This window comes from Streptococcus sanguinis (genome assembly GCF_026781265.1).
Taxonomy (GTDB): Bacteria; Bacillota; Bacilli; order Lactobacillales; family Streptococcaceae; genus Streptococcus; species Streptococcus sanguinis_T.
Genome location: NZ_JAKUVC010000002.1, coordinates 439,013 through 465,878, shown reverse-complemented (window position 1 = coordinate 465,878; position 26,866 = coordinate 439,013). Strand labels below are relative to the sequence as shown.

The 26,866-nt window shown below is 43.3% G+C and carries 25 protein-coding genes; 23 read left to right on the top strand and 2 right to left on the bottom strand.

Annotated features, from left to right (window positions below; translation table 11 throughout):
• Window positions 1-28: 28 nt before the first annotated feature.
• The 23 genes from truB to MK370_RS02935 all read left to right on the top strand — a co-directional run bounded on the left by truB (window position 29) and on the right by MK370_RS02935 (window position 24,607).
• Window positions 29-907 carry a tRNA pseudouridine(55) synthase TruB gene (truB, locus tag MK370_RS03045; protein ID WP_268684098.1) on the top strand — a complete coding sequence of 293 codons (879 nt, stop codon included), beginning with the start codon at window positions 29-31 and terminating at the stop codon, window positions 905-907.
• A 249-nt stretch (window positions 908-1,156) separates the two neighbouring features.
• A complete protein-coding gene (locus MK370_RS03040; RefSeq protein ID WP_326845067.1) occupies window positions 1,157-2,086 on the top strand; it encodes a bifunctional riboflavin kinase/FAD synthetase in 930 nt (309 codons plus the stop codon).
• Window positions 2,087-2,196: 110 nt separating this feature from the next.
• On the top strand, window positions 2,197-2,598 hold the full coding sequence (locus MK370_RS03035) for a Spx/MgsR family RNA polymerase-binding regulatory protein (protein ID WP_002906786.1): 402 nt from the start codon (window positions 2,197-2,199) through the stop codon (window positions 2,596-2,598).
• Between the two features lie 2 nt (window positions 2,599-2,600).
• Window positions 2,601-2,879 (top strand): UPF0223 family protein, encoded by a 279-nt coding sequence (locus tag MK370_RS03030; RefSeq protein ID WP_268684096.1) that lies wholly within the window; start codon window positions 2,601-2,603, stop codon window positions 2,877-2,879.
• Window positions 2,869-3,639: an inositol monophosphatase family protein gene (locus tag MK370_RS03025; RefSeq protein ID WP_268684095.1), complete on the top strand. Its 771-nt coding sequence runs from the start codon at window positions 2,869-2,871 to the stop codon at window positions 3,637-3,639. The genes MK370_RS03030 and MK370_RS03025 overlap by 11 nt, the downstream gene beginning before the upstream one ends.
• Complete coding sequence (locus MK370_RS03020; protein WP_268684094.1) at window positions 3,640-4,944, top strand: RsmF rRNA methyltransferase first C-terminal domain-containing protein; 1,305 nt, start codon at window positions 3,640-3,642, stop codon at window positions 4,942-4,944.
• Window positions 4,945-5,075: 131 nt separating this feature from the next.
• Window positions 5,076-5,957: a phosphate ABC transporter substrate-binding protein PstS family protein gene (locus MK370_RS03015; RefSeq protein WP_125383251.1), complete on the top strand. Its 882-nt coding sequence runs from the start codon at window positions 5,076-5,078 to the stop codon at window positions 5,955-5,957.
• A complete protein-coding gene (gene pstC, locus MK370_RS03010; protein ID WP_002895771.1) occupies window positions 5,954-6,871 on the top strand; it encodes a phosphate ABC transporter permease subunit PstC in 918 nt (305 codons plus the stop codon). The genes MK370_RS03015 and pstC overlap by 4 nt, the downstream gene beginning before the upstream one ends.
• Complete coding sequence (gene pstA / locus MK370_RS03005; RefSeq protein ID WP_002895770.1) at window positions 6,861-7,745, top strand: phosphate ABC transporter permease PstA; 885 nt, start codon at window positions 6,861-6,863, stop codon at window positions 7,743-7,745. Before pstC ends, pstA begins: the two co-directional genes overlap by 11 nt.
• Before the next feature lie 10 nt (window positions 7,746-7,755).
• Window positions 7,756-8,559, top strand: a complete 804-nt coding sequence (gene pstB / locus MK370_RS03000) for a phosphate ABC transporter ATP-binding protein PstB (protein WP_268684093.1) — start codon at window positions 7,756-7,758, stop codon at window positions 8,557-8,559.
• A gap of 75 nt (window positions 8,560-8,634) precedes the next feature.
• Window positions 8,635-9,393, top strand: coding sequence for a phosphate ABC transporter ATP-binding protein PstB (pstB, locus tag MK370_RS02995; RefSeq protein ID WP_009660526.1), 759 nt, complete (start codon window positions 8,635-8,637; stop codon window positions 9,391-9,393).
• A 14-nt stretch (window positions 9,394-9,407) separates the two neighbouring features.
• Window positions 9,408-10,061 (top strand): phosphate signaling complex protein PhoU, encoded by a 654-nt coding sequence (phoU, locus tag MK370_RS02990; protein ID WP_002900571.1) that lies wholly within the window; start codon window positions 9,408-9,410, stop codon window positions 10,059-10,061.
• Between the two features lie 151 nt (window positions 10,062-10,212).
• Window positions 10,213-12,753 (top strand): M1 family metallopeptidase, encoded by a 2,541-nt coding sequence (locus MK370_RS02985; protein WP_268684092.1) that lies wholly within the window; start codon window positions 10,213-10,215, stop codon window positions 12,751-12,753.
• A gap of 151 nt (window positions 12,754-12,904) precedes the next feature.
• A complete protein-coding gene (locus MK370_RS02980) occupies window positions 12,905-17,119 on the top strand; it encodes a GbpC/Spa domain-containing protein (protein ID WP_268684091.1) in 4,215 nt (1,404 codons plus the stop codon).
• A gap of 267 nt (window positions 17,120-17,386) precedes the next feature.
• The gene (locus MK370_RS02975) at window positions 17,387-17,671 is read left to right on the top strand and encodes a helix-turn-helix domain-containing protein (RefSeq protein WP_002925100.1); all 285 of its coding nucleotides are present in this window, start codon (window positions 17,387-17,389) and stop codon (window positions 17,669-17,671) included.
• Between the two features lie 55 nt (window positions 17,672-17,726).
• Complete coding sequence (locus tag MK370_RS02970) at window positions 17,727-18,053, top strand: DMT family transporter (protein ID WP_268684090.1); 327 nt, start codon at window positions 17,727-17,729, stop codon at window positions 18,051-18,053.
• Window positions 18,054-18,056: 3 nt separating this feature from the next.
• The gene (locus MK370_RS02965) at window positions 18,057-18,872 is read left to right on the top strand and encodes an SDR family NAD(P)-dependent oxidoreductase (RefSeq protein ID WP_268684089.1); all 816 of its coding nucleotides are present in this window, start codon (window positions 18,057-18,059) and stop codon (window positions 18,870-18,872) included.
• Window positions 18,873-19,053: 181 nt separating this feature from the next.
• Window positions 19,054-19,536 (top strand): hypothetical protein, encoded by a 483-nt coding sequence (locus MK370_RS02960; RefSeq protein ID WP_268684088.1) that lies wholly within the window; start codon window positions 19,054-19,056, stop codon window positions 19,534-19,536.
• 104 nt (window positions 19,537-19,640) lie between these two features.
• Window positions 19,641-20,315 (top strand): response regulator transcription factor, encoded by a 675-nt coding sequence (locus tag MK370_RS02955; RefSeq protein WP_002897753.1) that lies wholly within the window; start codon window positions 19,641-19,643, stop codon window positions 20,313-20,315.
• Window positions 20,305-21,696, top strand: a complete 1,392-nt coding sequence (locus MK370_RS02950; RefSeq protein ID WP_268684087.1) for a sensor histidine kinase — start codon at window positions 20,305-20,307, stop codon at window positions 21,694-21,696. The genes MK370_RS02955 and MK370_RS02950 overlap by 11 nt, the downstream gene beginning before the upstream one ends.
• Window positions 21,697-21,711: 15 nt before the next feature.
• The gene (locus MK370_RS02945; RefSeq protein ID WP_268684086.1) at window positions 21,712-22,650 is read left to right on the top strand and encodes a ketopantoate reductase family protein; all 939 of its coding nucleotides are present in this window, start codon (window positions 21,712-21,714) and stop codon (window positions 22,648-22,650) included.
• A gap of 111 nt (window positions 22,651-22,761) precedes the next feature.
• Window positions 22,762-23,148, top strand: a complete 387-nt coding sequence (locus tag MK370_RS02940) for a VOC family protein (protein ID WP_002895748.1) — start codon at window positions 22,762-22,764, stop codon at window positions 23,146-23,148.
• A 61-nt stretch (window positions 23,149-23,209) separates the two neighbouring features.
• A complete protein-coding gene (locus tag MK370_RS02935; protein ID WP_268684085.1) occupies window positions 23,210-24,607 on the top strand; it encodes a polysaccharide deacetylase family protein in 1,398 nt (465 codons plus the stop codon).
• 93 nt (window positions 24,608-24,700) lie between these two features.
• On the opposite strand, the gene MK370_RS02930 is transcribed toward MK370_RS02935, so the two are convergent.
• Together MK370_RS02930 and MK370_RS02925 are read right to left on the bottom strand one after the other, a co-directional pair.
• Window positions 24,701-25,792 (bottom strand): DEAD/DEAH box helicase, encoded by a 1,092-nt coding sequence (locus tag MK370_RS02930; protein ID WP_268684084.1) that lies wholly within the window; start codon window positions 25,790-25,792, stop codon window positions 24,701-24,703.
• The gene (locus MK370_RS02925) at window positions 25,782-26,792 is read right to left on the bottom strand and encodes a Gfo/Idh/MocA family protein (protein ID WP_268684083.1); all 1,011 of its coding nucleotides are present in this window, start codon (window positions 26,790-26,792) and stop codon (window positions 25,782-25,784) included. The genes MK370_RS02930 and MK370_RS02925 overlap by 11 nt, the downstream gene beginning before the upstream one ends.
• Between the last annotated feature and the right edge of the window lie 74 nt (window positions 26,793-26,866).

Genomic DNA, 26,866 nt, shown 5'->3' with positions numbered 1-26,866 from the left:
AGTTTTAGTATTTTTAGAAAGTTAATCAATGAACGGAATTATCAACCTAAGAAAAGAAGCGGGCATGACCTCGCATGATGCGGTATTTAAGCTGCGCAAGATTTTAAAAACCAAGAAAATCGGTCATGGGGGTACCTTGGATCCAGATGTGGTAGGAGTGCTTCCAATTGCTGTGGGCAAGGCAACGCGCTTGGTTGAGTTCATGCAGGAGGAAGGCAAGGTCTACGAGGGGGAGATTACGCTAGGATGCTCAACAACGACAGAAGATGCCAGCGGAGACATCCTAGAGCGGACGCCAGTGACGGAGCTTTTAGAAGAAGCTCTCATTGATGAAGCGATGGAGTCCATGACTGGTGAGATTCGCCAGATTCCGCCCATGTACTCTGCAGTCAAGGTAAATGGCCGCAAGCTTTATGAGTATGCAAGAGCGGGTCAAGAAGTTGAGCGGCCAGAGCGGCAGGTGACCATCTATAGTTTCGAGCGCACCAGTCCGATTTCCTACGAAGATGAGGAAGCCCGCTTTCGCTTTCGAGTGAAGTGCAGCAAGGGGACCTATGTCCGAACCCTGTCTGTTGATTTGGGAGCAAAGCTTGGCTTTGCCAGTCACATGTCCCAGCTGACACGTACTTCCTCTGCAGGTATGAGCTTAGATGATGCCTTGACCCTGGATGAAATAGAAGAGCGAGTAGCAGTAGATGATTTCTCCTTCCTCCAACCACTCGAATTGGGAATCGGAGAATTAGTGAGAGTTGAGCTCTCAGACGAGCAGGTTGAGGACGTGAGAAACGGCCGTTTTATAAGCTTGATGTCAGATGAAGCTGAGCTAGCTGGCTTTTATAAAGAGAAGTTAGTAGCCATTTTGGAAAATCGGGAAGCCGCCTACAAGCCTCGCAAGGTCTTCCTTTAATATCCGCAGTAGAATTGTCAAAAGATTGTTACTCTTTTGTAATATGAAATGTGCGCTTGCATGTTATAATGATTTCATTAAACCTCACAAAAGGACAGCAACTGCACAACTGCTGTCCTTTTGTTTTACATTTTTCAGCTTTTGACAAACGTCCTGCATTAGAACGGTAAAAATCTTTTTGAATATTTTGCGGTTTCGAGCGGAACGGATATTGTAAAAATAGCAAATGCGTAGTAAAATAGAGGAATGATGATAACCAAGAGAATTATAGATGAAAAAGGGATTGATCAGACAGAAGACACGGTCCTTGTTCTAGGCTATTTTGATGGGCTGCATAAGGGCCATCAGGCACTCTTTGAGAAAGCGAGAGAGATTGCTGTGGAGCAAGGTCTAAAGATTGCAGTGATGACTTTTCCGGAGTCGCCTAAGCTAGCCTTTGTACGCTACCAGCCTGAGCTCATGCTGCATCTGGCTAGTCCTGAAGACCGGATGGCGCAGCTGGAAAGTCTGGGTGTTGACTATCTTTACCTGATTGATTTTACTAGCCATTTTGCGGGCAATACAGCTCGGGACTTTTTTGAGAAGTACGTATCTCGTTTGCGCGCCAAGGCTGTGGTAGCTGGCTTTGACTATCATTTTGGCTCAGACCGCAAAGAGTCACATGAGCTGAGAGATTATTTTAACGGTAAGATTGTTATCGTTCCTTCGGTTAATCTGGATAATCGGAAAATTTCTTCCACTCGGATTCGGGAGACGATTGCTGTCGGAGATATGCTAAAAACTCAAGAATTGCTAGGCTATCCTCTATCTACGCGTGGTATTGTGGTTCATGGTAATGCCAGAGGACGGACGATTGGCTATCCAACAGCCAATCTAGCTCCCTTGGATCGAGTCCTTCTTCCAGGAGATGGCGTTTATGTCGCGGATGTTGAGCACAATGGTCAGCTCTATCGTGGTATGGCTAGTGTTGGGAAAAATGTAACTTTTGACGGGGATGAACTTCGTTTTGAGGTTAATATCTTTGATTTTTCTCAGGACATCTATGGCGATACCATTCGGATTTTCTGGCTGGATAAGATTCGCGGGATGGTTAAGTTTGATGGTATTGACAGCTTGATTGCTCAGCTGCAGAGCGATGAACAGATTGCTAGAAGTTGGACTGCTTATCGAAATAGTTGAAAATTTATATTTTCATGACATTCGGCAGTAATTTTCAAAAAAATATAGTCAAGCCAAATAAAATTTAGTATAATAGAGGTAGTTATTATACAGAATTAGAAGAGAAACGCATGATTACATTATTTTTATCGCCGAGTTGTACTTCTTGCCGTAAGGCGCGTGCTTGGCTGCTAAATCATGAAGTGCCATTTCAGGAACATAATATCATGACGAGCCCTCTGTCAGCTCCCGAATTGCAACACATTCTTTCTCTGACAGAGAACGGTACAGACGACATTATTTCAACTCGCTCAAAAATTTTTCAGAAATTAGATTTGGATGTGGAGGATTTGTCCATTTCAACCTTGATTCAGTTGATTGAGGAAAATCCTAGTCTTTTGCGACGCCCAATTATTTTAGACGGCAAACGGATGCAAATCGGCTTTAACGAGGATGAAATTCGTGCTTTCTTGCCTCGTAGTTATCGTAAGGAAGAGTTAAGATCCGCAACTATGCGGGCAGATATTCAGTAAAGATGAACAAAAATTATAGTTACCCACTAGATTTATCGTGGAGCACTGAAGAGCTTGCTTCGGTGCTCTCTTTTTTTAATGATGTAGAAGCAGCTTATGAACAGAAAGTCCAAGCAGAAAAGCTCTTGAAGTCCTATGCGTCTTTCAAGCAAGTTGTTCCGAGCAAGGGCGAAGAGAAGCGAATCGGCCGAGAGTTTGAAAACGTCAGCGGTTATTCGCTTTATCGTGCTGTTCAAGAGGCAAAAAGTAAAGGTAAAGGAAGCATTTCTCTTGGAAAATAAATTTCATTTTGCTAAAGAAATCATCTACCAAGCTGGTGCTTTTTTGAAGGAACATCTCTATGATGATTTGGATGTGAGTCAAAAGACCAGTGCTACTGACTTGGTCACCCAGATGGATCAGAAGGTTCAGGATGATTTGGTGGCTAAGATTCTAGCCCGCTATCCCCAGGATGCTATTTTAGCGGAGGAAAATGGACTCCGACATAATATTGCTGATGGCAATGTCTGGGTGATAGATCCGATCGATGGGACCACTAATTTTATCACTCAGAAGGCTGATTTTGCAGTCATGATTGCCTATTTTGAAAAGGGCATTGGTCGATTTGGCTTGATTTATGACGTGACCAGAGATCAGCTCTATCATGGTGGCGGGGACTTTGATGTCTATTGTAACGAACGGAAACTTCCTGCTTTTGAGAACCGGCCTTTTCAAGCTTTTCTCATGGCTTCTAATGCCGGTATGCTGCAAGCCAATGATTGGGGCTTGTCAGACTTGGCTCGGGAGTGTTTAGGGGTTCGGGTTTATGGCAGTGCAGGGATTAGTTTTAGCAAGGTACTGTCTGGTGGCCTCTTGGCTTATTTTTCCTATAACTGGCCTTGGGATTATGCGGCGGCTTCGATTATGGCGGAGAAGTTGGGCTTTGTCGTCCAGACCTTGGATGGCAGTCAGCTAAATTTCCAGACTCGGCAGCCTGTCATGATGGCACCTAAATGCAAACTATCAGCTCTGAAGCCTTATTTAGAAAAGGGGAAGCAGTAAATGGACTTTCCTAAAGGTTTTAAAGAAAAATATGAGCAGATTTTAGGCACAGAAGCGGCAGCCTTTTTTGCGGCCTTTGACGAGGAGCCGATTTCGGCCTTTCGCAGCAATCCTCTAAAAGAAGGCCAGCAGGATTTCTCAGATGCCATTCCTCAGACAGACTGGGGTTTTTATGGCAAGGTGTCTGGTAAGTCTGCTGAGCATGTGACTGGTCTGGTTTATTCGCAGGAGCCAGCAGCTCAAATGGTAGCTCAGATAGCAGCGCCATCTAAGGGGATGAAAGTCCTGGATTTAGCTGCTGCACCAGGTGGCAAATCAACTCATCTCTTGTCTTTTCTGGACAATATAGGCCTGCTGATCTCCAATGAAATTAATAGTAAACGCTCTAAAATCTTAGTGGAGAACATTGAGCGCTTTGGTGCCAGAAATGTGGTGGTTACCAATGAATCTGCTGAGCGGTTGGCTCAGGTTTTCGGGGGCTATTTTGATTTGATTGTGCTAGATGCACCTTGCTCGGGCGAGGGCATGTTTCGTAAGCAACCAGATGCTACCCAGTATTGGACGCCGAATTATCCGGTCCAATGCGCCCAGCTCCAGCGAGAGATTTTAACAGCTGCTATGAGCATGCTTGCCAAGGACGGTCGTCTGGTTTATTCGACCTGTACTTGGGCTTCTGCAGAAAATGAAGACATCGTTGCTTGGCTATTGGAAGAATTTCCACTTGAACTGATCGATATTCCTAAGATAAACGGGATGACTGAAGGAATTGGCTTTCCTGAGACGGCTCGGATGTATCCGCATCGCTTCAAAGGTGAAGGTCAGTTTGCAGCCCACTTTCGTTTTACTGGTGAGAATAATAGTAAGAAGATTAAATCAGCTAAGAATCGCTTGACGAGTGAGCAAAGAAAGCTATGGCAGGACTTTGAGAGCAAGCATCTAAAAACGGTCTTGACTGGAGAACTGCAGACCTTTGGGGACAATCTTTATTTGTTGCCTGCTGGACTGCCAGACTTATCCAAGCTAAAGATTGCTCGTAACGGCCTGCATCTAGGAACGTTTAAGAAGAATCGCTTTGAGCCTAGCTTTGCCCTAGGCTTGGCTATGAAGCCAAGCGAGGTTTTGAAGCAGGTTGAAATCAATGAACAGGACTTCACGAAATATGCAGCAGGCGAGACGATTGAACTGGCAGAACCACAGCCAAACGGTTGGTACCAACTAGTCCTTGGCGGGAATGGCCTGGGCTTTGCAAAAGTCACTGGAAAAACCCTGAAAAATTATTTTCCAAAAGGCCTGAGATTTAGATAAAATATTAGGAAAAGCTGGTATTATATGATATAGTTGAAGATGTGAATGTATTGAAAAAAAGCTTCTTTCTGCTAAGTAAGAAATACTAAAGATACTTCCCATCCTCTTGATTTTATTAAAGGAGAAATCTTTTGAACAAATTGAAAAAATTTGCTTTAGCGCTGACAGCTCTGGGCTTAGGACTCACCTTATCAGCTTGCTCATCTTGGATTGACCGTGGTGAATCCATGACAGCAGTAGGTTCAACTGCCCTGCAGCCCTTAGTTGAAGCGGCAGCTGATGACTTTGGCTCTAACAATATCGGTAAAACGGTCAATGTGCAGGGTGGCGGATCTGGTACAGGTCTTTCTCAAGTGCAGTCAGGAGCTGTTGAAATCGGGAACTCTGATGTTTTTGCTGAAGAGAAGGAAGGGATCAAAGCATCTGACTTGGTGGACCATAAGGTCGCTGTGGCCGGTATTGCTGTGATTGTCAATAAAGAAGTGAACGTGGATAATCTAACGTCCGAACAGCTGCAGAAAATTTTCACTGGTGAAATCACCAACTGGAAAGAACTGGGCGGTAAGGACTTGGAGATTTCGATTATCAATCGTGCGGCTAGCTCTGGGTCCCGCGCAACCTTTGACAGTGTGATCATGGATGGGAAGTCTGCTGTGCAGAGCCAGGAGCAGGATTCCAACGGTATGGTCAAAAATATCGTTTCGCAAACTCCTGGTGCGATTTCTTACCTAGCCTTTGCCTATGTTGACGAGTCTGTAAAAACCTTGAAACTCAACAACTACGAACCAACAGCAGAAAATGTTGCTACCAATAACTGGTCGCTCTGGTCTTATGAGCATATGTATACACTGGGCAAGCCGACTGGTTTGGCCGCTGAGTTTCTGGAATACATGCTGTCAGACGATGTTCAAAAAGGTGTTGTTACCAGCATGGGCTATATCTCAATCAATGATATGAAAGTCAGCAAGGACGCTGATGGAAATGTCACAGCAATAGAAGGAGATTCAAAATGAAAAATGAGGAATTAACCAAAAAGTTGTTATCGCCTTCTAAAAATTCTCGCTTGGAGAAGTTTGGCCGCTATCTGACTTTTGCCTGTTTGTCACTGATTGTTGTGATTGTGGCTATGATTCTAATTTTCGTTGCTCAGAAAGGTCTATCTACTTTCTTTGTCAACGGCGTTAATGTTTTTGATTTTCTTTTTGGTGGTGTCTGGAATCCTTCTGGTAAGGAATTCGGTGCCCTGCCAATGATTTTAGGTTCCTTTATCGTTACCATTCTGTCAGCCCTGATAGCAACTCCCTTTGCGATTGGTGCAGCTGTCTTTATGACAGAGGTTTCTCCAAAAGGAGCAAAGATACTGCAACCGGCGATTGAACTTTTAGTTGGTATTCCGTCTGTTGTTTATGGATTTATCGGTCTGCAAATTGTGGTTCCTTTTGTCCGTACAGTCTTTGGCGGGACTGGTTTTGGGATTTTGTCTGGTATTTTTGTGCTCTTTGTCATGATTTTGCCAACAGTAACCTTTATGACGACGGACAGTCTGCGTGCTGTGCCGCGCCACTACCGTGAAGCAAGTCTGGCTATGGGAGCTACGCGCTGGCAGACCATTTGGCGGGTAACACTCAAGGCAGCTCGTTCAGGTATTTTTACAGCTGTGGTCTTTGGAATGGCGCGTGCCTTTGGTGAAGCCCTAGCTATCCAGATGGTTGTGGGTAACTCTGCGGTGATTCCAACCTCTCTGACAACACCAGCAGCTACACTGACCTCTGTCTTGACCATGGGAATCGGAAATACCGTTATGGGAACAGTGGACAATAACGTTCTCTGGTCTCTGGCTCTGGTGCTCTTGATGATGAGCTTAGCCTTTAACAGTGTGATTAAACTAATTACAAAAGAAAGAGGTAAGAAAAACTATGCACGCTAAGAAATTAGATAAATTGGCGACTGGTGTTCTCTACACAATAGCGAGTATCATTGTTGCCATCCTTGCCTCTCTCATACTCTATATCTTAGTTAGAGGTCTGCCGCATGTTTCCTGGTCTTTCTTGACAGGAAAATCCTCTTCTTACCAAGCTGGCGGTGGTATTGGCATTCAGCTTTATAATTCTTTCTTCCTGCTTGTAATTACTCTGATTATCTCTGTGCCTCTTTCTATGGGGGCTGGGGTTTATTTGTCAGAATATGCTAAGAAAGGTCCAGTGACCAACTTTGTCCGCACCTGTATTGAAATTCTGTCTTCACTGCCTTCGGTAGTAGTTGGGCTCTTTGGGTATTTGATCTTTGTTGTCCAGTTTGAGTATGGTTTTTCTATCATCTCTGGTGCCTTGGCTCTGACAGTCTTTAATCTGCCTCAGATGACGCGGAACGTCGAAGATAGTCTTCGCCATGTCCATCACACCCAGCGTGAAGCTGGTTTGGCCTTGGGAATTTCCCGCTGGGAAACGGTCCTGCATGTGGTCATCCCGGAAGCTTTACCTAGTATTGTGACAGGGATTGTCTTGGCTTCTGGACGTATTTTCGGGGAAGCTGCAGCCTTGATTTATACAGCAGGTCAATCAGCTCCGGCTCTTGACTGGTCCAACTGGAATATTTTCAGCGTTACCAGCCCTATCTCTATCTTCCGTCAGGCTGAAACCTTGGCTGTCCATATCTGGAAGGTCAACAGCGAGGGTACAATTCCTGATGGAACGGCTGTTTCTGCAGGTTCAGCAGCGGTTCTCCTGATCTTCATTTTGATTTTCAATCTGGGAGCTCGCAAACTGGGCAGCTATCTGCATAAGAAATTAACCTCTGCTTAAAGGAGAAGAAATGACAGAATATAATTGGAATGAAAAACATATCATTACTTTTCCTGAAGAAAAGGTAGCCCTGTCAACCAAGGATTTGCATGTTTACTATGGTAAAAAGGAATCCATCAAGGGCATTGATATGCAGTTTGAAAAAAATAAAATCACTGCTTTGATTGGCCCGTCTGGATCAGGTAAATCTACCTATCTTCGCAGCCTCAACCGCATGAACGATACCATTGATATTGCAAATGTGACTGGGGAGATTCTCTATGAGGGGATTGATGTCAACCGGCCTGAAATCAATGTTTATGAAATGCGCAAGCATATCGGCATGGTTTTCCAGAGACCAAATCCTTTTGCCAAGTCTATCTATCGAAATATTACCTTTGCTCATGAACGGGCTGGTGTCAGAGATAGAAAGGTTCTGGATGAGATTGTGGAGACTTCGCTCAAGCAAGCGGCGCTTTGGGACCAAGTCAAAGATGACTTGCACAAATCAGCCCTAACCCTCTCTGGCGGTCAGCAGCAGCGGCTCTGCATTGCCCGTGCTATCTCGGTCAAGCCAAACATTCTGCTCATGGATGAGCCAGCGTCAGCCTTGGACCCGATTGCGACCATGCAGCTGGAAGAAACCATGTTCGAACTTAAGAACAACTATACCATTATCATTGTGACCCACAATATGCAGCAGGCTGCCCGTGCTAGTGACTACACTGGATTCTTCTATCTGGGCGACTTGATTGAGTATGATAAGACGGCTAATATTTTCCAAAATGCCAAGCATCAGTCCACTAATGACTATGTTTCAGGCCACTTTGGTTAAGCAGCTGTCCGTATTCATCACGGTTCAACAAGCTTAGTCTTTGGTTGAATGTAAAATAAAATGAAGGAAAAACGTATGACAGAACCTATTTTGCAAGTCAAGGACTTGTCGGTTTATTATAATAAAAAGAAAGCCCTTAATAGCGTTTCACTTGATTTCATGCCAAATGAGATTACGGCTTTGATTGGCCCGTCAGGCTCAGGTAAGTCAACCTTGCTCAAGGCCATCAACCGAATGGGCGACCTGAATCCAGAAGTAACGACTACAGGAACGGTCATTTATAACAGTCACAATATCTATGGTCCGAGGACAGATACGGTAGAGCTTCGCAAGGAAATCGGAATGGTCTTCCAACAGCCTAATCCTTTCCCTATGACTATCTATGAAAATGTAGTTTATGGACTTCGGATTAATGGTGTCAAGGACAAGGCTGTTTTGGACGAAGCAGTAGAACGCTCCCTGATTGGAGCTTCTATCTGGGATGAGGTCAAGGACCGGCTGCATGATTCTGCAATTGGTCTTTCCGGTGGTCAGCAGCAACGGGTTTGTGTGGCTCGCGTGCTAGCTACTAGTCCTAAGATTATTCTCTTGGACGAGCCTACTTCCGCCTTGGACCCAATCTCTGCTGGGAAAATCGAGGAAACCCTCTACAGCCTGAAAGACAAATATACCATGCTTTTGGTCACTCGCTCCATGCAGCAGGCGTCTCGGATTTCTGAAAAGACCGGCTTCTTCCTTGGTGGAGACTTGATTGAATTTAATGAAACCAAGAAGATGTTCCTCAATCCAGCCCATAAAGAGACCGAAGATTACATTACTGGTAAATTCGGATAACAGAAAGGAATCTTATGCTTAGAGTACAATTTGAAGAAGATTTAGAAAAACTTCATAATCAATTCTACGCGATGGGAAACGAAGTCCTATCGCAGATTAACCGGACAGTGCGTGCCTTTGTCACACATGACCGTGAACTGGCTCGTCAGGTCATTGAAGACGATGCTGAAGTCAATGACTACGAAGTGAAACTGGAGAAAAAATCTCTGGAAATCATCGCCCTGCAACAGCCTGTTTCTCAGGACTTGCGGACCGTTATCACCGTGCTAAAGGCCAGCAGTGACTTGGAACGGATGGGTGACCATGCCGTATCTATCGCCAAAGCTACTGTTCGGATGAAGGGAGAAGTTCGCATCGAGTCTGTAGAAGATGCCATCAGCAAGATGGGGCGCGATGTTAAGAATTTCGTTGAAGAAACTCTGAACGTCTACCTCAATGGAAATGTAGACCAAGCTTATGCTGTAGCAGCTATGGATGAGAAAATCAACCAATACTTTGATGATATTCGCGATCTTGCTACTGAGGAAATCAAACAAAATCCAGAGCTGATTGTGACTGGCCGCGACTACTTCCAAGTTATCTCTTACTTGGAACGAATCGGCGACTATGCCAAGAATATCTGTGAATGGGTTGTTTACTTTGAAACAGGTAAAATTATTGAGTTGTGATGATAAATGAAGACAGGTTATTCCCCTGTCTTTTTGTTTACATTTATTCTGCACTGAAATCCTTTAAATATGATACAATAATAACAGATTATAAGTGGACAAGAATGGCAGAGTAATCTTGCTACGTTGTTCGCTAGATGAGGAGAAGCTGATGCAAGCAGTTAAACATTTTATTGAAACTTTTGTTCCTGAGCACTATGATCTCTTTTTGGATCTGAATCGTGCCGACAAGACTTTTTCAGGCAAGGTGACCATTACTGGGGAAGCTAAGACGAGTAAGGTTTCCTTACATCAAAAAGATTTGACAGTTGAAGCTGTAGAGGTAGCTGGCCAAGCTCGTCCTTTCACTCTTGATAAGGACAATGAAGCTCTTTATATCGAGCTGGAAGCGGCCGGGCCTGTAGTGGTGACAATAACTTATACTGGTAAGATTACGGACAATATGACGGGGATTTACCCATCTTACTACACGGTTGATGGTGTGAAAAAAGAGATTATCTCTACGCAGTTTGAGAGTCACTTTGCCCGCGAAGCCTTTCCGAGTGTGGATGAGCCAGAGGCTAAGGCAACTTTTGATTTGGCTTTGAAATTTGACCAAGCAGAGGGTGAGTTGGCTCTGTCTAATATGCCGGAAATTGATGTTGAAAACCGCAAAGCGACTGGCGTTTGGAAGTTTGAAACGACTCCACGTATGTCTTCCTATCTCTTGGCTTTTGCTGCAGGTGATATGCAAGGAATTACTGCTAAAACTAAGAATGGAACTTTGGTAGGAGTTTATGCGACCAAGGCCCACCCAATCAGCAATCTAGAGTTTGCTTTGGACATTGCGGTTCGCTGTATTGAATTTTACGAAGAATATTATGGAGTCAAGTATCCTATTCCTCAATCCCTTCATGTGGCTCTGCCAGACTTTTCTGCTGGGGCTATGGAAAATTGGGGCTTGGTGACCTATCGGGAAATCTATTTGTTGGTGGATGAAAATTCAACAGCTCTAAGCCGTCAGACAGTTGCCTTGGTTGTTGCACACGAATTAGCCCACCAATGGTTCGGAAATCTAGTGACCATGAAGTGGTGGGATGACCTTTGGCTCAATGAAAGTTTTGCTAATATGATGGAGTATGTCTCAGTTGATGCGATTGAGCCTAGCTGGAAGATTTTTGAAGATTTCCAGACCAGTGGGGCTCCTTATGCCCTCAAGCGTGACGCGACAGATGGCGTCCAGTCAGTCCATGTAGAGGTCAAACACCCTGATGAAATCAATACTCTTTTTGATGGAGCGATCGTCTATGCCAAGGGTAGCCGTCTTATGCACATGCTACGCCGTTGGTTGGGAGATGATGCCTTCCGTAAGGGGCTAGGCGCCTATTTTGAGAAGCATCAGTATGGCAATACCATCGGTCGTGACCTCTGGGACGATCTTTCTCAAGCTTCTGGCCGTGATGTAGCTGCCTTTATGGATGCTTGGCTGGAGCAGCCGGGGTATCCAGTTGTCACTGCTAAGGTTGAAAATGACTGCTTGATTTTGACCCAGAAGCAGTTCTTCATTGGGGAGCACGAAGACAAAGGTCGCCTCTGGCCAGTACCGCTCAATAGCCATTGGCAAGGACTGCCTGATACTCTGACGACAGAAAGACTGGAAATTCCTAATTATGCAGCCTTGGCAGCGCAAAATGAAGGAGCCCTGCGCCTTAATACAGAAAACACTGCCCACTATATTACAGATTATCAGGGTGAGTTGCTGGATGCTCTTCTGAATAATCTCAGCTCTTTAGACAATATCAGTAAACTGCAAATCGTGCAGGAGCGCCGACTTCTAGCAGAGTCAGGTAAGATTTCCTATGCGGACCTGCTGCCAGTTATCAGCAAGCTAGCAAACGAAACTTCTTATATGGTGGTTTCAGCTGTTTCCCAAGTGCTGGAAGGGTTGAATCGCTTTGTTGATGAAGGCAGTCAGACTGAAGAAGATTACAAAGCCCTGCTGAAAATTCTCAGTCAAAGTAATTTCGACCGTCTTGGTTTTGAAAAACAGGAAGGCGAAAGTGATGAGGATGAGATGGTTCGTCAGCTGATTGTGGGTAATATGATTAAGGCGGACGATGAGACAGCTAAAGCTCAAGCAAGTCAGATTTTTGATAGCTATCGTGATAATTTGGAAAAACTCCCTGCCGCTATTCGCCTGCAGGTATTGGTCAACCAAATCAAGCATCATGAAAGCAAGGAGCTGACCAAGCTTTATCTGGACCTCTATGTCGCTTCAAATGATGGAAGCTTCAAAAATGCTCTTTCTACAGCCCTTTCTTATACGAAGAACAAGGAAACCTTGGATGAACTTTTAGCGACTTGGAAAGATAAATTTACTGTGAAACCGCAGGATTTGTCAGCTTGGTATGCCCGTTTCCTCAGCCGTGATTTTACTCAAGAAGCAGTATGGTCTTGGGCGCGTGAGAATTGGGACTGGATCAAGGCAGCGCTAGGTGGTGATATGAGCTTTGATAGCTTTGTCATTAGCCCAGCAGTGGTCTTCAAGACAGAGAAGAGATTGGCAGAGTACAAAGCCTTCTTTGAGCCACAGTTGGATGATATGGCGATTAGCCGAAACATCAGCATGGGAATCAAGGAAATCGCTGCGCGTGTTGAACTAGTGAAGCGCGAGAAAGAAGCAGTGGAAAAAGCAATTCGAGCTGCGATTTGATCGATTTAATTAAATTGACAAGAAAGTCTGAGATATTATCTATCTCAGGCTTTTTCTTTATCATTTTGAGTATTTAAACATTGCTTATTTGCCTTTGCTCTGATAAAATATAACAATATGGACAATAAACAGGTAACTGTTTAAAGGAGAAATGGAGTTTATAATGGAAAAGAAAATAGTCTATGGCTTCCGCAAGAGCCGCCTTTCTAAGGGTTTGTGCGGAGCTGTTTTGGGTGCAGCTTTGTTGCTAGCTGCTGGGTCGGTTCAGGCTGAGGAAAAGGCAGCAGAAGCAGCAGATCAGTCTTCCCTTTCTGAAGCTGCACTTTCACCAACCGAAGCACCCCAGCCGACTGCTGCCCCTGTTCAGTCAGAGTCTGTAAATCAAGGCAAGCTTCCCTTGGAGGTTTCCCATGCGGAAATGGACCAAGCTTTGGTAGAGGCTGAGAAAGCAGGTATCCAGCTAAAGCAGGAATCGACTGTTGATTTAGGAACAGCTAGAAATCCAGAAGAAGCTGCTAGTAAACGTGAGACAGCGCTAGCAGATTATGCGACCCAAGTCAAGGAAATACGTGAAACCACAGCAGCTTATCAGGAGCAACTGAAGACTTATGAGAAAGAACTCAGTCAGAAAGAGTCTGCCAATCAAGCCTTGAAAGATCAATATGACAAGGCTCTGGCTTCCTATGCACAAGAGTCCAACCGTATTCAAGCTGAAAATGCTCAGCTAGAGGCGGAATATGAACAGAAGCGGACGGCTTATCAAGCAGAATTGACCCGTATAGTAAAAATCAATCAAGAGAAAGAAGCCTCCTATCAAGCAGCTTTAGCAGCCTATCAAGAGGAGCGTTCACGGATTTTGCAAGAAAATGCTCAAGCGAAAGCAGACTACCAAACTGCTATGGAGAGCTATACTACAGAGCTGAAAGCTACTCAGGAGAAGAATGCTCAAGTAAAGCGTCGCTATGATGAAAAGCTTGCTCAGGTCTCAGCTCACAACAAAGCTGCCCAAGCTGAAAATGCAGCCATTGCAGAACGAAATCAGGCAGCTGAAAAGGCCTATCAGGAAGCAGTCAAGCAGTATGAAGCTGAAGTATCCAGACTGACTCAGGTTAAGGCAGAAAAAGAAGCTGTTTATCAAGCTGCCTTGGCTGACTATGAGAAAGAATTGGCTCGGGTTCAGAAAGAAAATGCTGAGCTAGAGCAGCAGTATCAGTCAGAATTGACGGCTTACCAACAGGAAGTAGAACGCATTCAAAGAGACAATCAAGCAGCTCAACAATCTTATGAGACAGCCTTGGCTAAAATCCAAGAGCAGAACAAAGAGATTGAGACCCAAAATCTAGCTGTTCAGAAGAAAAATGCAGCCTTAAAGGAGCAGTATCAGGCTGATTTAGCTGCTTATCAAGAACGATTGGCTGAGATTCGACAAAAAAATCAAGCTGCCGAGAAAGACTATGAGAATAAATTAGCTGCTTATCAAAAGAATCGCTCTGAAATCCAAGCTGCTAATGATGCCAAAGAAAGAGATTATCAAGTGGCTTTGACTGCTTATCAAGCTGAACTTGAGCGTATTCAAGCTGAAAATAAGAAGCGGCAAACTGCCTATGAGACTGAAAAAGCAGAAGTAACAGCCCGTAATGCTGCCATTGAAGCTGAAAACGCCCAGCTTCGTCAGCAAAATCAGGAAAAACAAGAGCTTTATAAAAATCAATTAGCCCAATATGAGCAGGATGTGGCTCGAATCACCGAAAGCAACCAGAAAAATCAAGAAGCATATGAGAAAGCCTTGTTTACCTACCAAGAAGAAACTGCTCGGATCGAGACGGAAAACAATAATAAATTAGCTGCTTATCAGGCAGAATTAGCGGACTACCAAGAAAATCTTGCAAGAATTGAAGCAGAAAATCAAAGAATAAAAGAAGACTATGAGGTAAACCTTGCGGCTATTTCAGCGCAGAACGCAGTGATTGAGCAGGAAAATGCAAGCATTAAGGAAAAAAATGCCCGCTTGAAAGCTTACTATGATAAGCTCTTAGAAGAATATAAGAAGGCAAAAGCTGCCTATGATACTGCCAAAACTAAGTATGATGCAGCTCTTGTGACTTTTGAGAGAGAGTTGCAGGAAGCTGAAGCTAAGAAAAATGAAGAAGGCTATCTCAGTAAGGTTGAAAGCCAGCCATTTGTTTTTAAATCTGAGCCCCAGGCCGTCTTGACACTTGATCCCTCTATTAGAACCTATACCAATGATGAGCTGACTGATGAGGTTCGTTCTTGGGGAATGGACAAACAAGGAATAACTGATTTGACCAGTGTTTTAAAAGGGAAAGAACATCAGACTAAAGTCGTTTTGCAAAAAGATGTGCCTCTGGTAGCTACTTATACCAATATCAAAAATTCCAGTATTCAAGGCAAGAAAATCGCTAAAGTTGTTTACACTTATACTCTTAAAGAATCAACGAAGAGCCAGGATAAGCTGCCAGTTTTCTTGGTTAAGGATCCGACTTTGACTGTGTGGACCTTGGATTTTCATGGCCAATCTCGAGTCAATGTCCAAGCGGAGTTTTTCGATGAGGCAGGAGAAAAGCTTGATATGACAGATTCGCTTGTCAGCTTCTCATCTTTAAATACGAATAAAGCTGCGATTGAGTACATCAAGAATTTTAATGGTGAATATGTTCCTATCACAGGATCAGCTATTAACATTCACCCAGATACCAGTGTTCATGCCGATATTTCTATTAACCATGAGAAGGAAGGCTCTCGCTTTGAGTATAATAAGTGGGATACACCTACTAGTCCTTATAACTGGTATGGCGCTATTGTCGGTAAGGCACAGGGCGATGTCATTTCCTTTGATATTGGTTCACGAAATCGGGGTTCTGCTTGGTTTGTATTTAACTCAGATATTAAAGCTAAAGGTGTCCCAATGAAGCCTGTCGCTCCGACTGAGATCGCTCAACCACAAGAGCCAACCTATGAAGAGCTCAAGGCACTGCAGCCTCTTCCAATTCAGCTGGTTTATCAATCTTTGCCAGAAGAGCCAGCTCAGCCAGCCTATCAAGAACTTCCTAGCCAGCCGACAGAAACTCAGCCTCTTGCTCTTCCAAGTCGGCCTGAGGAACTAGTAGCTCTACCGGAAAGAGATTTGGAAGTTTTACCGCAAGAGCCGACTTATAAGGCTGAGCCGCTTCAACCGCAGGCGCCAGCTTATCAGGAGGTGCCAGAAGAACCTAGCTCCCCTCCTCTATTGATAGAGCCGGCTGTAGTTGAAGAGCCAACTTATGAGGAGGAGCTGCCCTTGCTGAGCCTTCCGCAAACTCCGGTTGAAGAAGCGCTGCCACAGGAACCTCAACGACCTTCTTATTTGAAGGAACCAGAAAAACCTCAAAAAGATCCTGAAGTAAACACTGGTGAGGCTCCGAAACCGCCTGTTTATGAAGAAGAAATTGCTTTAGAGGACCTGCCTCAGGAGCCAAGCTATCTGCAGGAACCACAGCTCCCTAAAGAACCAGTTCTTCAGCCTGAGCCCCAGTCACCTGTCAGAGAAAGTGACTTGCCTTTGATGGAGGAGCCTGACAAGCCGAATTATAAAGAGCTTCCTCAAAAGCCGGCTGAACCTAGCTATCAAGCTTTGCCAAGCCGTCCGCAAGCACCGACTCAAACTTATCATTATAACCAGCTCTTTATCCAGTTAAAAGTCAGAGAAGAGTTGGAGGATGAGTCCAAGAAGAATATTCATCAACAAGAGGTTAGCCAGGGAAGTTTTGCTGTCCTTAATCTGGTAACGGATGCTTTGCCTGCTTATCGCCAGCCAATTCATTCTTTCGTATTGGAGGATCGCCTGCCAGAAGGTTTTGAATTGGATCTAGAAGCGACTAGAGCGAAAAGTCCTGGTTACGAGGTTTCTTATGACCCGAGCACCAGAGTCTTGACTTTTGTTGCTGCACCAGGTTTGCTTGAACGCTACAATGCTGATTTGAATACTGCTACCGAAACGCTAGCTCCAGCAGCAGTTGGTCGACTCTTGTATCCAGGCAGAACCTATACCAATCATTTCAGCTTGCTGATTAATAATCAATACCGGATAGCATCCAATCAGGTTAGTGTTTCGACACCTCCTGCAGAAATTACTGTTCAAACAGCGCAAAAATTTGAGCTTCTTTCAAACCGAACTTGGCAGCATCAAAGATTTGCAAGTAAGCAAACAAGCAACTTGCAGCTATCTGTCAGCTACCAAACCAAAGAGAGAGCTTCTCAAGGGCAACTGCCTAAAACTGGAAGCAATTCGAGTGCTCTTCTCACTTATCTTGGATTTGCGACCTTGCTAGCGTCAGCTGGCTTCCGTCTTTCTAAGAAAAAGTCATAAAAAGATAAGCAGCTCCTGCATCCAGAGCTTTTGAACATGATAAATCAAGACTGAGACAATTTCGCCCCAGTCTTTTTTGCTGCGGATTTTTTGAGCAAATGGTCGATAGATGTATCAAGTGTTTTAGATAGGCAAGTATTTTAAGATGAACGTAAATCGTGTTATAATAGCCATGTCAAAGAATTTTTACTTACAATAATCACTAATGTTAAAGAATTTCATCTAGCCAAACAACTAAAAAATAAGTATGATGAGGAGGAAAAGATAATGTTAGGAAAACAATTGAAATTTATACGGGAGCAAAAAGGCTATAGTCAAGCTCAGATTGCAGAATCACTAGGAACGACTCGGCAGACCATCTCGAATTGGGAAAATGATAAGACGATTCTAGATAGTGCAAGTCTTATTCGTCTAGCCGATTTTTACCAGATTTCATTAGATGAGTTATGCGGTCGAAAAACTTTATCTATCTCCAAAGATTCGAGCATAAAATCAATGATTTTGACAAATGCCTGTACACTTTGGACTTGCTTTGTTTCATCTCTCGGATAATTCTATTGATTTTCCTGCTAACTTTTTAGTTATTTAGAATATTAGGAGGAAAACAATGTTTTACTATTTTTATTTATCTCTCGCAATTCTATTTGAAATTGCCGCCACAAGTCTTTTAAAACTATCTCAAGGTTTTTCAAAACTATTTTTCGGTTGCCTTGCTTTGGTGTTTTATGGCTTGTGCTTTTTCTTTTTATCTCTATCTTTAAAGGGCATTCAGTTAAATCTAGCTTACGCTATTTGGTCTGGAATAGGTCTAGTAGGGACAACGATATTATCTATTCTGCTTTGGCACGAAAAAGTAACAGCTGTAAGTCTTTTTGGGATAACTCTGGTTATTGTCGGACTTGTTTTATTGAATTTATCACAAAAGGCTCACTAGAGAATGGAGAATTATATGTTTGATAATTATTTTAAAAATAAAAAGGTTGTAATCATTGGTGCAAGTGGTAGTTTGGGAAGAGTCTATACACGAGCTTTTCATCAAGCAGGTGCTAGGTTATATCTCTTAGGAAGAGATATAGAGAAGTTAAAGATATTTGTGCAAGAATTTTCGTCTTTTATTCCAATAAGCTCAGTGGATATAACAAGTGAAGAGTCTCTAAAAAATGTAGTATCAGAGATACAAGAGTGGTCGGAATGTATAGATATTGTTATCAATGCAACTGGTTTTGATGTAAGAAAGTCTTTGTCAGCGCATTCCCTTGAGGACATAGAGCAGACACTGTTAATCAATTTATCTGGCGCCATTCTTATTAGCAAGATTTTTCTGCCCTTATTAGCAAATGAAAAAGGTGCTACAATTGTGCATTCTGGCGGTTTTGCAGATGGGCGGCTCGCTTTCCCTTACTATAGCGTAGATGTGGCTAGTCGTGCAGGGATTTTTTCTTTTATTGAATCAATGAATCGCGAATTAAAGCAGGAGCAGAAAAAGGTGTATTTAACCTATTTTTGTCCCAATGCTACGGACACGCCCTCAGAAAAACCTTACCATCCTGTTTGGGAAGAGATGGGAATTAAGATTTCAACTACAGACGAAGTTTGTCTGGCTTTACTAAAAGGTATTAAGTCTCATCAAAGAGTCATTCTAATGGGGCGAGGAGCATCTTTGTTTGCTAAACTCAATCTTCTGTCTTCAAGATTAACCGATTTTCTTTTATTAGATAAATATAGCCGTATATTGAAAAAGCACTTTGCATAATCCATTTTCCTTATCTTTTCAGCCTTTTTTAAGAAAAAATTCAGTCCTGTTTAAGTAAAAAACTATATGATAATGCTATTCTAGTGAAAGGATGTGTATGGGATGACTTGTAAGCTGCATTAGCTTCTTGCTTGATAGAATGAGTCAGAAAAAATTTTAAAAAAAGAAGGTGATAGATTAAATGGATATGGAAAAAATGATTGTTGTAGAAAAAAGTACTAAATGGTGGCTGACGGTTGCAACGGGTAGTGCTCTAGCAGTCGGACTTCTGGGCGGTTATGGTCTTGCGACAGCTATTCACGGTACAAACAGTCAGCAATCAGCTATTCAACAGTCAGCTACTATACCAGAAGCACCAAAGCAGGGGCAGAATGGTCAGAATGCAGGAAATGGAATGCCACCACAGCCAGGTCAGAATGGTCAAAATGGTGGACCAGATAATGGCATGCCACCACAGGATGGTGGTCCAGTACAGAACGGTCAAGACCAAGGAATGCCGCCTCAAGACGGTCAGCAGTCTGGCAAGGACAAGAGCAGGGATTCTTCTGCTCAGCAAAATGACAACGGGAAGAAAAATAAGAAAAAGTCTTCAACGAACACAAATGAACAATCGGACAAGAACAATAATAAGTCGACAAAAGAAAATAAAACGTCGCAGTCGTAGAAAAAACTTACTGATTTTGACCCAAGTCATGATATAATAAGAATAGCAAATAAAACAAAAACCAAAAGACATAATCTTGGTAAGTTTTATTGGAGGAAAGAAAGATGATTAAAATTCTATTGGTAGAAGATGACCTTGGACTGTCAAACTCAGTTTTTGATTTTTTAGATGATTTTGCAGATGTAATGCAGGTTTTTGATGGCGAAGAAGGCCTATATGAAGCAGAGAGCGGTGTTTATGACCTTATCTTGCTGGATCTCATGCTTCCTGAAAAGGATGGTTTTCAAGTGCTGAAAGATCTTCGGGCAAAAGGAGTCACAACCCCTGTTCTCATCATGACAGCTAAGGAAAGCTTGGATGACAAAGGACATGGCTTTGAGCTCGGCGCTGATGACTATCTGACCAAACCTTTCTATTTGGAAGAACTGAAAATGCGGATCCAAGCGCTCTTGAAACGTGCTGGTAAATTCAACGAGAATACTCTTTCTTATGGTGATGTGACTGTCAATTTATCTACAAATTCAACCACGAAGGCAGGTAAAGACGTAGAGTTGCTTGGTAAAGAGTTCGACCTCTTGGTTTATTTCCTGCAAAATCAAAATGTAATCTTGCCTAAGACCCAAATTTTTGACCGTCTGTGGGGCTTTGACAGTGATACCACTGTTTCCGTTGTTGAAGTGTACGTTTCCAAGATTCGTAAAAAACTGAAAGGAACGGCATTTGCGAAAAACCTACATACTCTTCGTAGTGTCGGCTACATTTTAAAAGATGCTGAATAAAATCAAGAAGACCTTTTATGCGGATGATTTCTCTTATTTCATTCGCTATTTTGGGCTGTTTACATTAATCTTCTCAGCCATGACCTTGATTATCATTCAGGTCATGCGCTCCAGCCTTTATACGTCTGTTGATGAAAATCTGAAAAACCTGAGTAATGATCCTAGTTCGGTAGCAGATTTGGCCTATCGGACGACAGGTCAGCAGTCTGATCCGAGCAATAAGGTCAACACTAAAAGTCCCAAAAACAATAAAGAGCCAGATGGCGATTCAGATGAAGAGCCTAAGCCTAACAATCTAACTACGCCAAATGTGAGCTCTAATACTTTTGCCCTGCTTTTGGATGATGATTATAAAAATATTTCCACCAGCAAGAGCGATGGTTTTCTGGACTTTAATTCATTAGAGTTTAACAAGTCCTATCTGAATCAAATCAAGGAAATTGTGATTGGCAACAGCTTTGGTCAGACAGAAAGCTATCGGGCTTATCTCTTTGATATTGATCCTAAAAATGAGTATCCTGATATCAAGTATGCTGTGGTCATGACTAGTATCAGCCAGCTGGAGCAAACCTGCAGCAAGCATGAGCAGTTGATTGCCATGGTCATGGTCAGCTTTTGGGGAATTTCCCTGATTGCTAGTATTTATCTGGCTCGGATGAGTGTTAAGCCTCTGCTGGAAAGTATCCAGAAGCAGAAGGCTTTCGTGGAAAATGCCAGTCACGAACTACGGACTCCTCTGGCAGTATTGCAGAGCCGCTTAGAGACGCTCTTTCGTAAGCCTGAAGCTACAATTATGCAGAGCAGTGAAAATATCGCTTCTAGCTTGGATGAAGTGCGCAATATGCGCTTGCTGACGACCAATCTGCTCAACCTGGCCCGCCGCGATGATGGCATCAAGCCACAATATGGTGAAGTTGAACCAGAATTTTTTGATACGACCTTTGCTAATTACTGCATTATCGCAAGGGAGAATAAAAAAGCCTTTCATTCAGAAAATATGATCAAGCACCCTATTGTGACCGATCAAATTTTCCTCAAGCAGCTGATGACTATTCTATTTGACAATGCTATCAAGTACACAGATGATGACGGCGAAATCAGTGTTATGGCTGCTTCAACCGATCGTTACCTCATCTTTCGGGTAGCAGATAATGGACCTGGTATCAGCAACGAAGATAAGAAGAAGATTTTTGATCGCTTTTATCGGGTGGACAAGGCTCGGACCCGTCAGAAAGGTGGCTTTGGTCTGGGGCTTTCTCTGGCCAAGCAGATTGTCGATGCTTTCAAGGGCACTATTTATGTCAAGGACAACAAACCAAAAGGTACGGTCTTTGAAGTTAAACTGCTATTGAAAGAAACGAAAAAGCGTTCTGTTAAATAGCAGGAGAGGCCTAATATGAACATTTTGGTTTATGGTGCTGGCACAATTGGTTTGACATATGCTTGGTTACTGTCTAATCAACATCAAGTTACTGTCTTAGTTAGAGAGCATAAGCTGTTGACTTTAGAGCAAGGCTTTACACTTTCTATTAAAGATTTAAGAAAAGATAATCAGGTCTATAAAGAACATCATTTCCAGCCGCCAGTGGTGACGAGCATTGCTCAAGACTATGACCTGATTCTCTTAACGGTAAATAGTTTGCAACTAGAGCAGGCATTGAATCATTTGGCGGCTATAAAGGAAAAAGCTCATATACTTATTTTACAGAATAACTGGAATATCAACTCCAAGATTCCTTCTTATTTGGACAGAAAGCAAGTGTCGTTAGCTTTTCCTTCTTCTGTTGGAGGAGGGCGAAAGAGTGATGGTCGGATCCAAGCTATCATTTTCAAAGAAGCTACGTTACTTGATGATGATTCTTACACATCAGAGTTGTCTCCTATCTTCACAGCTAGTGGGATAGACATTGATGCTATGCCTGACTTGGCTTCTTGGATGAAGGTTCACTGCCTTCAGGAGGCGGTAATGGCAGGTGCAGTTGCAGAAACGGGGACTTTTGATGCACTCTTGAAAGATAAAAAAGCAATTCGAAAGATGATTTGCGCTTGGCGAGAAGGTTTAGAACTCTGTCAGCGATATGGCATTCCTAAACATCGTTATAAACCTACTAAATATCTATCCCTGCCCCTATTTCTCTTGGTCCCAGTAATGAAGTTCATGTTGAGTCAGCCTTTGGTTGCCGAAATGGTCACAAATCACATGCATTCAGGCTATGCCGAGTGGGTTGATCAATATTTTGAAATCAAAAGAAGTGCTGAGAAAGAAAGCATTCCAATGCCTCAATGGAATTCGTATGGTGACTTCATCGAACAGTTTTTGAAAAACAATTCTTAGCAAGCCTTGAGGCTTGCTTTTTATATGCTTTCATTTACTTTTTTTAAAATTTAATATAAGTTTTGCCCAAAATAGGGTATAATAATAAACAAGAAAGAATGAGGTGAAATTATGGCATCAAAAATGTTACATACTTGTTTGCGTGTGGAGAATTTGGAAGCGTCTATTGCTTTTTATGCAGAGGCTTTTGGTTTTAAGGAGCTTCGTCGCAAGGATTTTCCAGATTATCAGTTTACTATCGTTTATCTAGGTTTGGAAGGCGATGATTATGAGCTGGAACTGACCTATAACTATGACCATGGTCCTTATGTGATTGGGGATGGCTTTGCTCATGTGGCACTTAGCACGCCAGACTTGGAAGGTCTGCACGCTGAGCATAAGGCCAAAGGCTATGAAGTGACAGATCCAAAGGGTCTTCCTGGCAACCCGCCTAATTATTATTTTGTAAAAGATCCTGATGGCTACAAGGTGGAAGTCATTCGTGAGAAGAGTCTCTAACATCTAGCTGCAGTTAATTTTGCAAGATAAATGATGATTTTTATTCATTTAGGACAGGTGCATGAAAAGACAAAATAACAAGAAACACGGTAAGAAAACACTCATCGTTCTCAGCTTGCTCGGTTTAGCTTTTGTTGCTGCTCTATTTCTCGGTGCTGTAAATATTTACGCTATTTTCCAAGAAAAGGAACTGCAAGAGAAGGTTAGTGTGCTGATTGCCCAAGAAGAGACCTTCCACGCTGAAAATACTGAAAAGCAGAGCAAGATGATTGGCAGCCACTATGTGGAGTCCTTTTATCCTCTGCTGGATGGACAGGTTATGGCAAGTGTCAAGGAGCAGATGGATGTAGATAGCCAGACGATTAAGGATAATCAGAAGAAGGGCGATAAGATTGAGGAATTGACCTTCTACTATGCTGAGGAAAAAGAAACGAGCCTGAAGGATGTCAAAGAAGTGCTGGTGCATCGCAAGGACTATCATGTCAAAGAGATGAAAATCAGTAAAGGAGAAGAGCGGGAAGTTGCTGACAACTACCTCGGTGCAGACGGCAGCCCTTTCACTCTGGATAAGGTCTTTCAGGATCCAGATGCAGCTAAGGAAATCTTCATCAACGAGATATCCAGCCAGCTGACCTTTAGACAGGCGGATGAGGCGATGCAGACGGAAATTCTTAACACCCTCAATGGAACGGAGTTGGGTCAGTGGTCCTTCCGTTATGAATACAGCCATTTTTCTATTAAGCTGAGTAAGGAAGTGCAAGGCTTAACCAGCATTGATGTTCCTTTGTCTAGCTTTTATGACCAGATTAATGCGGACTATCTGACTGGTGATGACTTGGCAGCTTATCAGAGTTTTGAGGCTAAGAAGCATGTGAAGATGGTTGCTCTGACTTTTGATGACGGTCCAGATCCTAAGACAACACCGCAGGCTCTGGATATCCTCAAGAAATATGGTGCCAAGGCGACCTTCTTTATGGTTGGGCAAAATATTGCTGGTAATGAAGCAATTGTCAAGCGCGTGCACAATGAAGGTCATCAGATTGGGATTCATACATGGGACCATCCAGTCTTAACCAAACTCCCTCTGGAGACAGCCCAAAAAGAAATCCTTGATACACAGACCGCTATTAACAATGTCATAGGCATCAAGCCAACGATTACGCGGCCCCCTTATGGAGCTATTAATGCTGCAATCCAAAATTCGGTTGACCAGTCCTTTATCATGTGGAATGTGGACAGTCTAGACTGGAAGACACGCAATACTAAAGCTATCATGCAAGAGATTGCCAAAACCCAGCCAGGCTCGATTATCCTCATGCATGATATTCACCAGACCAGTATTGATGCTCTGCCAAGCGTCATCCAGTATCTTCAGAGTAACGGCTATACTCTGGTGACGGTCGATGAGCTGCTGGAAGGTCAGCTGGAGCCACATCGTATTTATTACGGCAGAGACTAAGACGGTCCTTGGGTTTAGATTTTTGAAATACTTGTTGGTAATGAGTAAAAGCAAAAAGCTTTGGAAACATGAGATTTCCAAAGCTTTTTTAGTTTAACTCGTTACATAAAGTTCTTGATTTTTTAGTACAATTTCGCGAACAGAAGCGTATTTTTTCAATGTTTTCAGCTCTTCTGGATGGCTGATGAGAGTGATAACATAGCCCTCCTTTCCCATGCGGCCGGTTCGGCCAGAGCGATGGGTGTAGGTTTCTAAATCGCGTGGAAGCTCATAATTGACGACGCATTCTAGCGAGTCAATATCAATGCCGCGAGCAACCAAGTCAGTGGCTAGCAGGAGAGTAATCTGGTGTTCTTTGAACTTATCCAGAATAACCCTGCGGAACTTAACATTGACATCGCTGGCCAGAGAAACGGCATCGGCTTCACGATACTGGAGTTTTTCCTCGGCACTGCCTAGGTCTGACAGAGCGTTGAAAAAGACCAGTCCACGGAATTCTTCAACATTGGATAATTTTCGGAGCAAGTCCACCTTATCACGTTTCTCAACTTGCATGTAAAAATGCTGGATGTTGTCTAAAACTTGGTCGTCAATGCTGATTTCTAGAGTATTTTCAGCAATCTTATCGTGGTCGAACTTAGCGGTGGCGCTCATATATACCAGTTGGTGGTCACGAGGCGCATAGTGGGTGATTTTATCTACAAAGTGATACTGAGAATCGCTGAGCAGCTGGTCAAATTCATCCAAAATAATGGTTTCGACATTCATCATCTTGATTTTCTTAAGCTTGGTCAATTCGAAAATCCGCCCAGGCGTTCCGATGATAATCTCCGGCCCTTTCTTAAGGCGCTCGATTTGTCGCTTCTGGCTGGATCCGGAGAGCAGGAGCTGGGCTGTCAGCCCTAAAGGCTCCGCCCAAGTTTTGCAGACCTCAAAGATTTGTCCAGCCAACTCAGTATTAGGAGCTAAAATCAAGAGTTGTTGGGCTTTTTTAGGTGTCAGCCTGAGCAGACTGGGAAAGAGATAGGCCAGAGTTTTGCCAGTACCAGTCGGACTGATTCCCAGCACCGTATCACCTGCAGAAATAGGCTCAAACATCTTCTCTTGAATAGCTGTCAAATCTTCAAAGCCAAGCTGAGCCAGCTGATTTTGCCAGCTCGGGGGAAATTGTTCCTTAATCATCATCAACCTCAAATCTAATGCCAGCGTCCTTGCGCATGGCAAATAAGCTTTCATGAACAGCCGCTGCCGCATTCAACCATTTCTTATAATCCGCATCCTGTCCGCCCTTGAGCACTCGCGCGAAAGCTTTAGCTTCTTCCAGCATGGTGTGTGAAGCACGCTTGATAGGCAGTATCTCGTCTTGCCCGTTCAGACTTTGGAAAATAGCAGAGCTGATAAATTCAATCCCATCTAAAGTCAGAGTTCCCTGATCCGTGTAAATCTCTGCAGGTAGATTGCTGTTTATATTTTTACCGGCCTGAATCTGAACTTGAAAATCTGGGTAAATAAGACAGCCGGCACCATTTAAATCAATCGTATTAGCTAGCTGCTGGGCGCTGTAGCGAGCGAAGCGTGGATGGCCGAAAAGTCTGATTGCCGCATAGACAGGATAGACACCCAGATCCATCAAAGCGCCGCCAGAAAACTTAGCTGAGAAAACATTGGGCTGCTCTCCCGCAAGCAGAGCCTGCATTTTTGAAGAATACTTGGCATAGGTGAAGTTGGCTCCCAAGACAGTCTTGTCCTTGAGAAAATCACTGATTGTATCAAAGGCCTGCTCATGATAGTTGCGGGCAGCTTCAAAGAGATAGACTTGATGCTCATCAGCCAGCTTGACCAATTCCCGCCATTCTTTGGGACGAGAAACCGCTGGCTTTTCGACAATGACGTGTTTACGAGCCAAAATAGCTACCTTGGCATGATTGAAATGCAGGCTATTGGGACTGGCGATATAAACGACATCGATATCAGACGACAAAAAGTCCAGCTTTTCAGTATAGACGGCTGTATTTTCATAGTTTTGCACAAAACGCTCAGCAGAAGCCAGAGTCCGAGAGTAGACAGCAGCAAGCTGATAGTCGCCTGTTAAGTGAGCAGCATTTATGAACTCATGAGAAATAGAACCTGTTCCGATAATTCCAAGTTTGAACATAAAAACCTCCTTTTTTCTATTTTTAAGCATATACTTTTTTTTATTTTAGCTCTTTCATTATAACATGAATTGCGGTAAAATAGATAAGATAACAAGAGATGGAG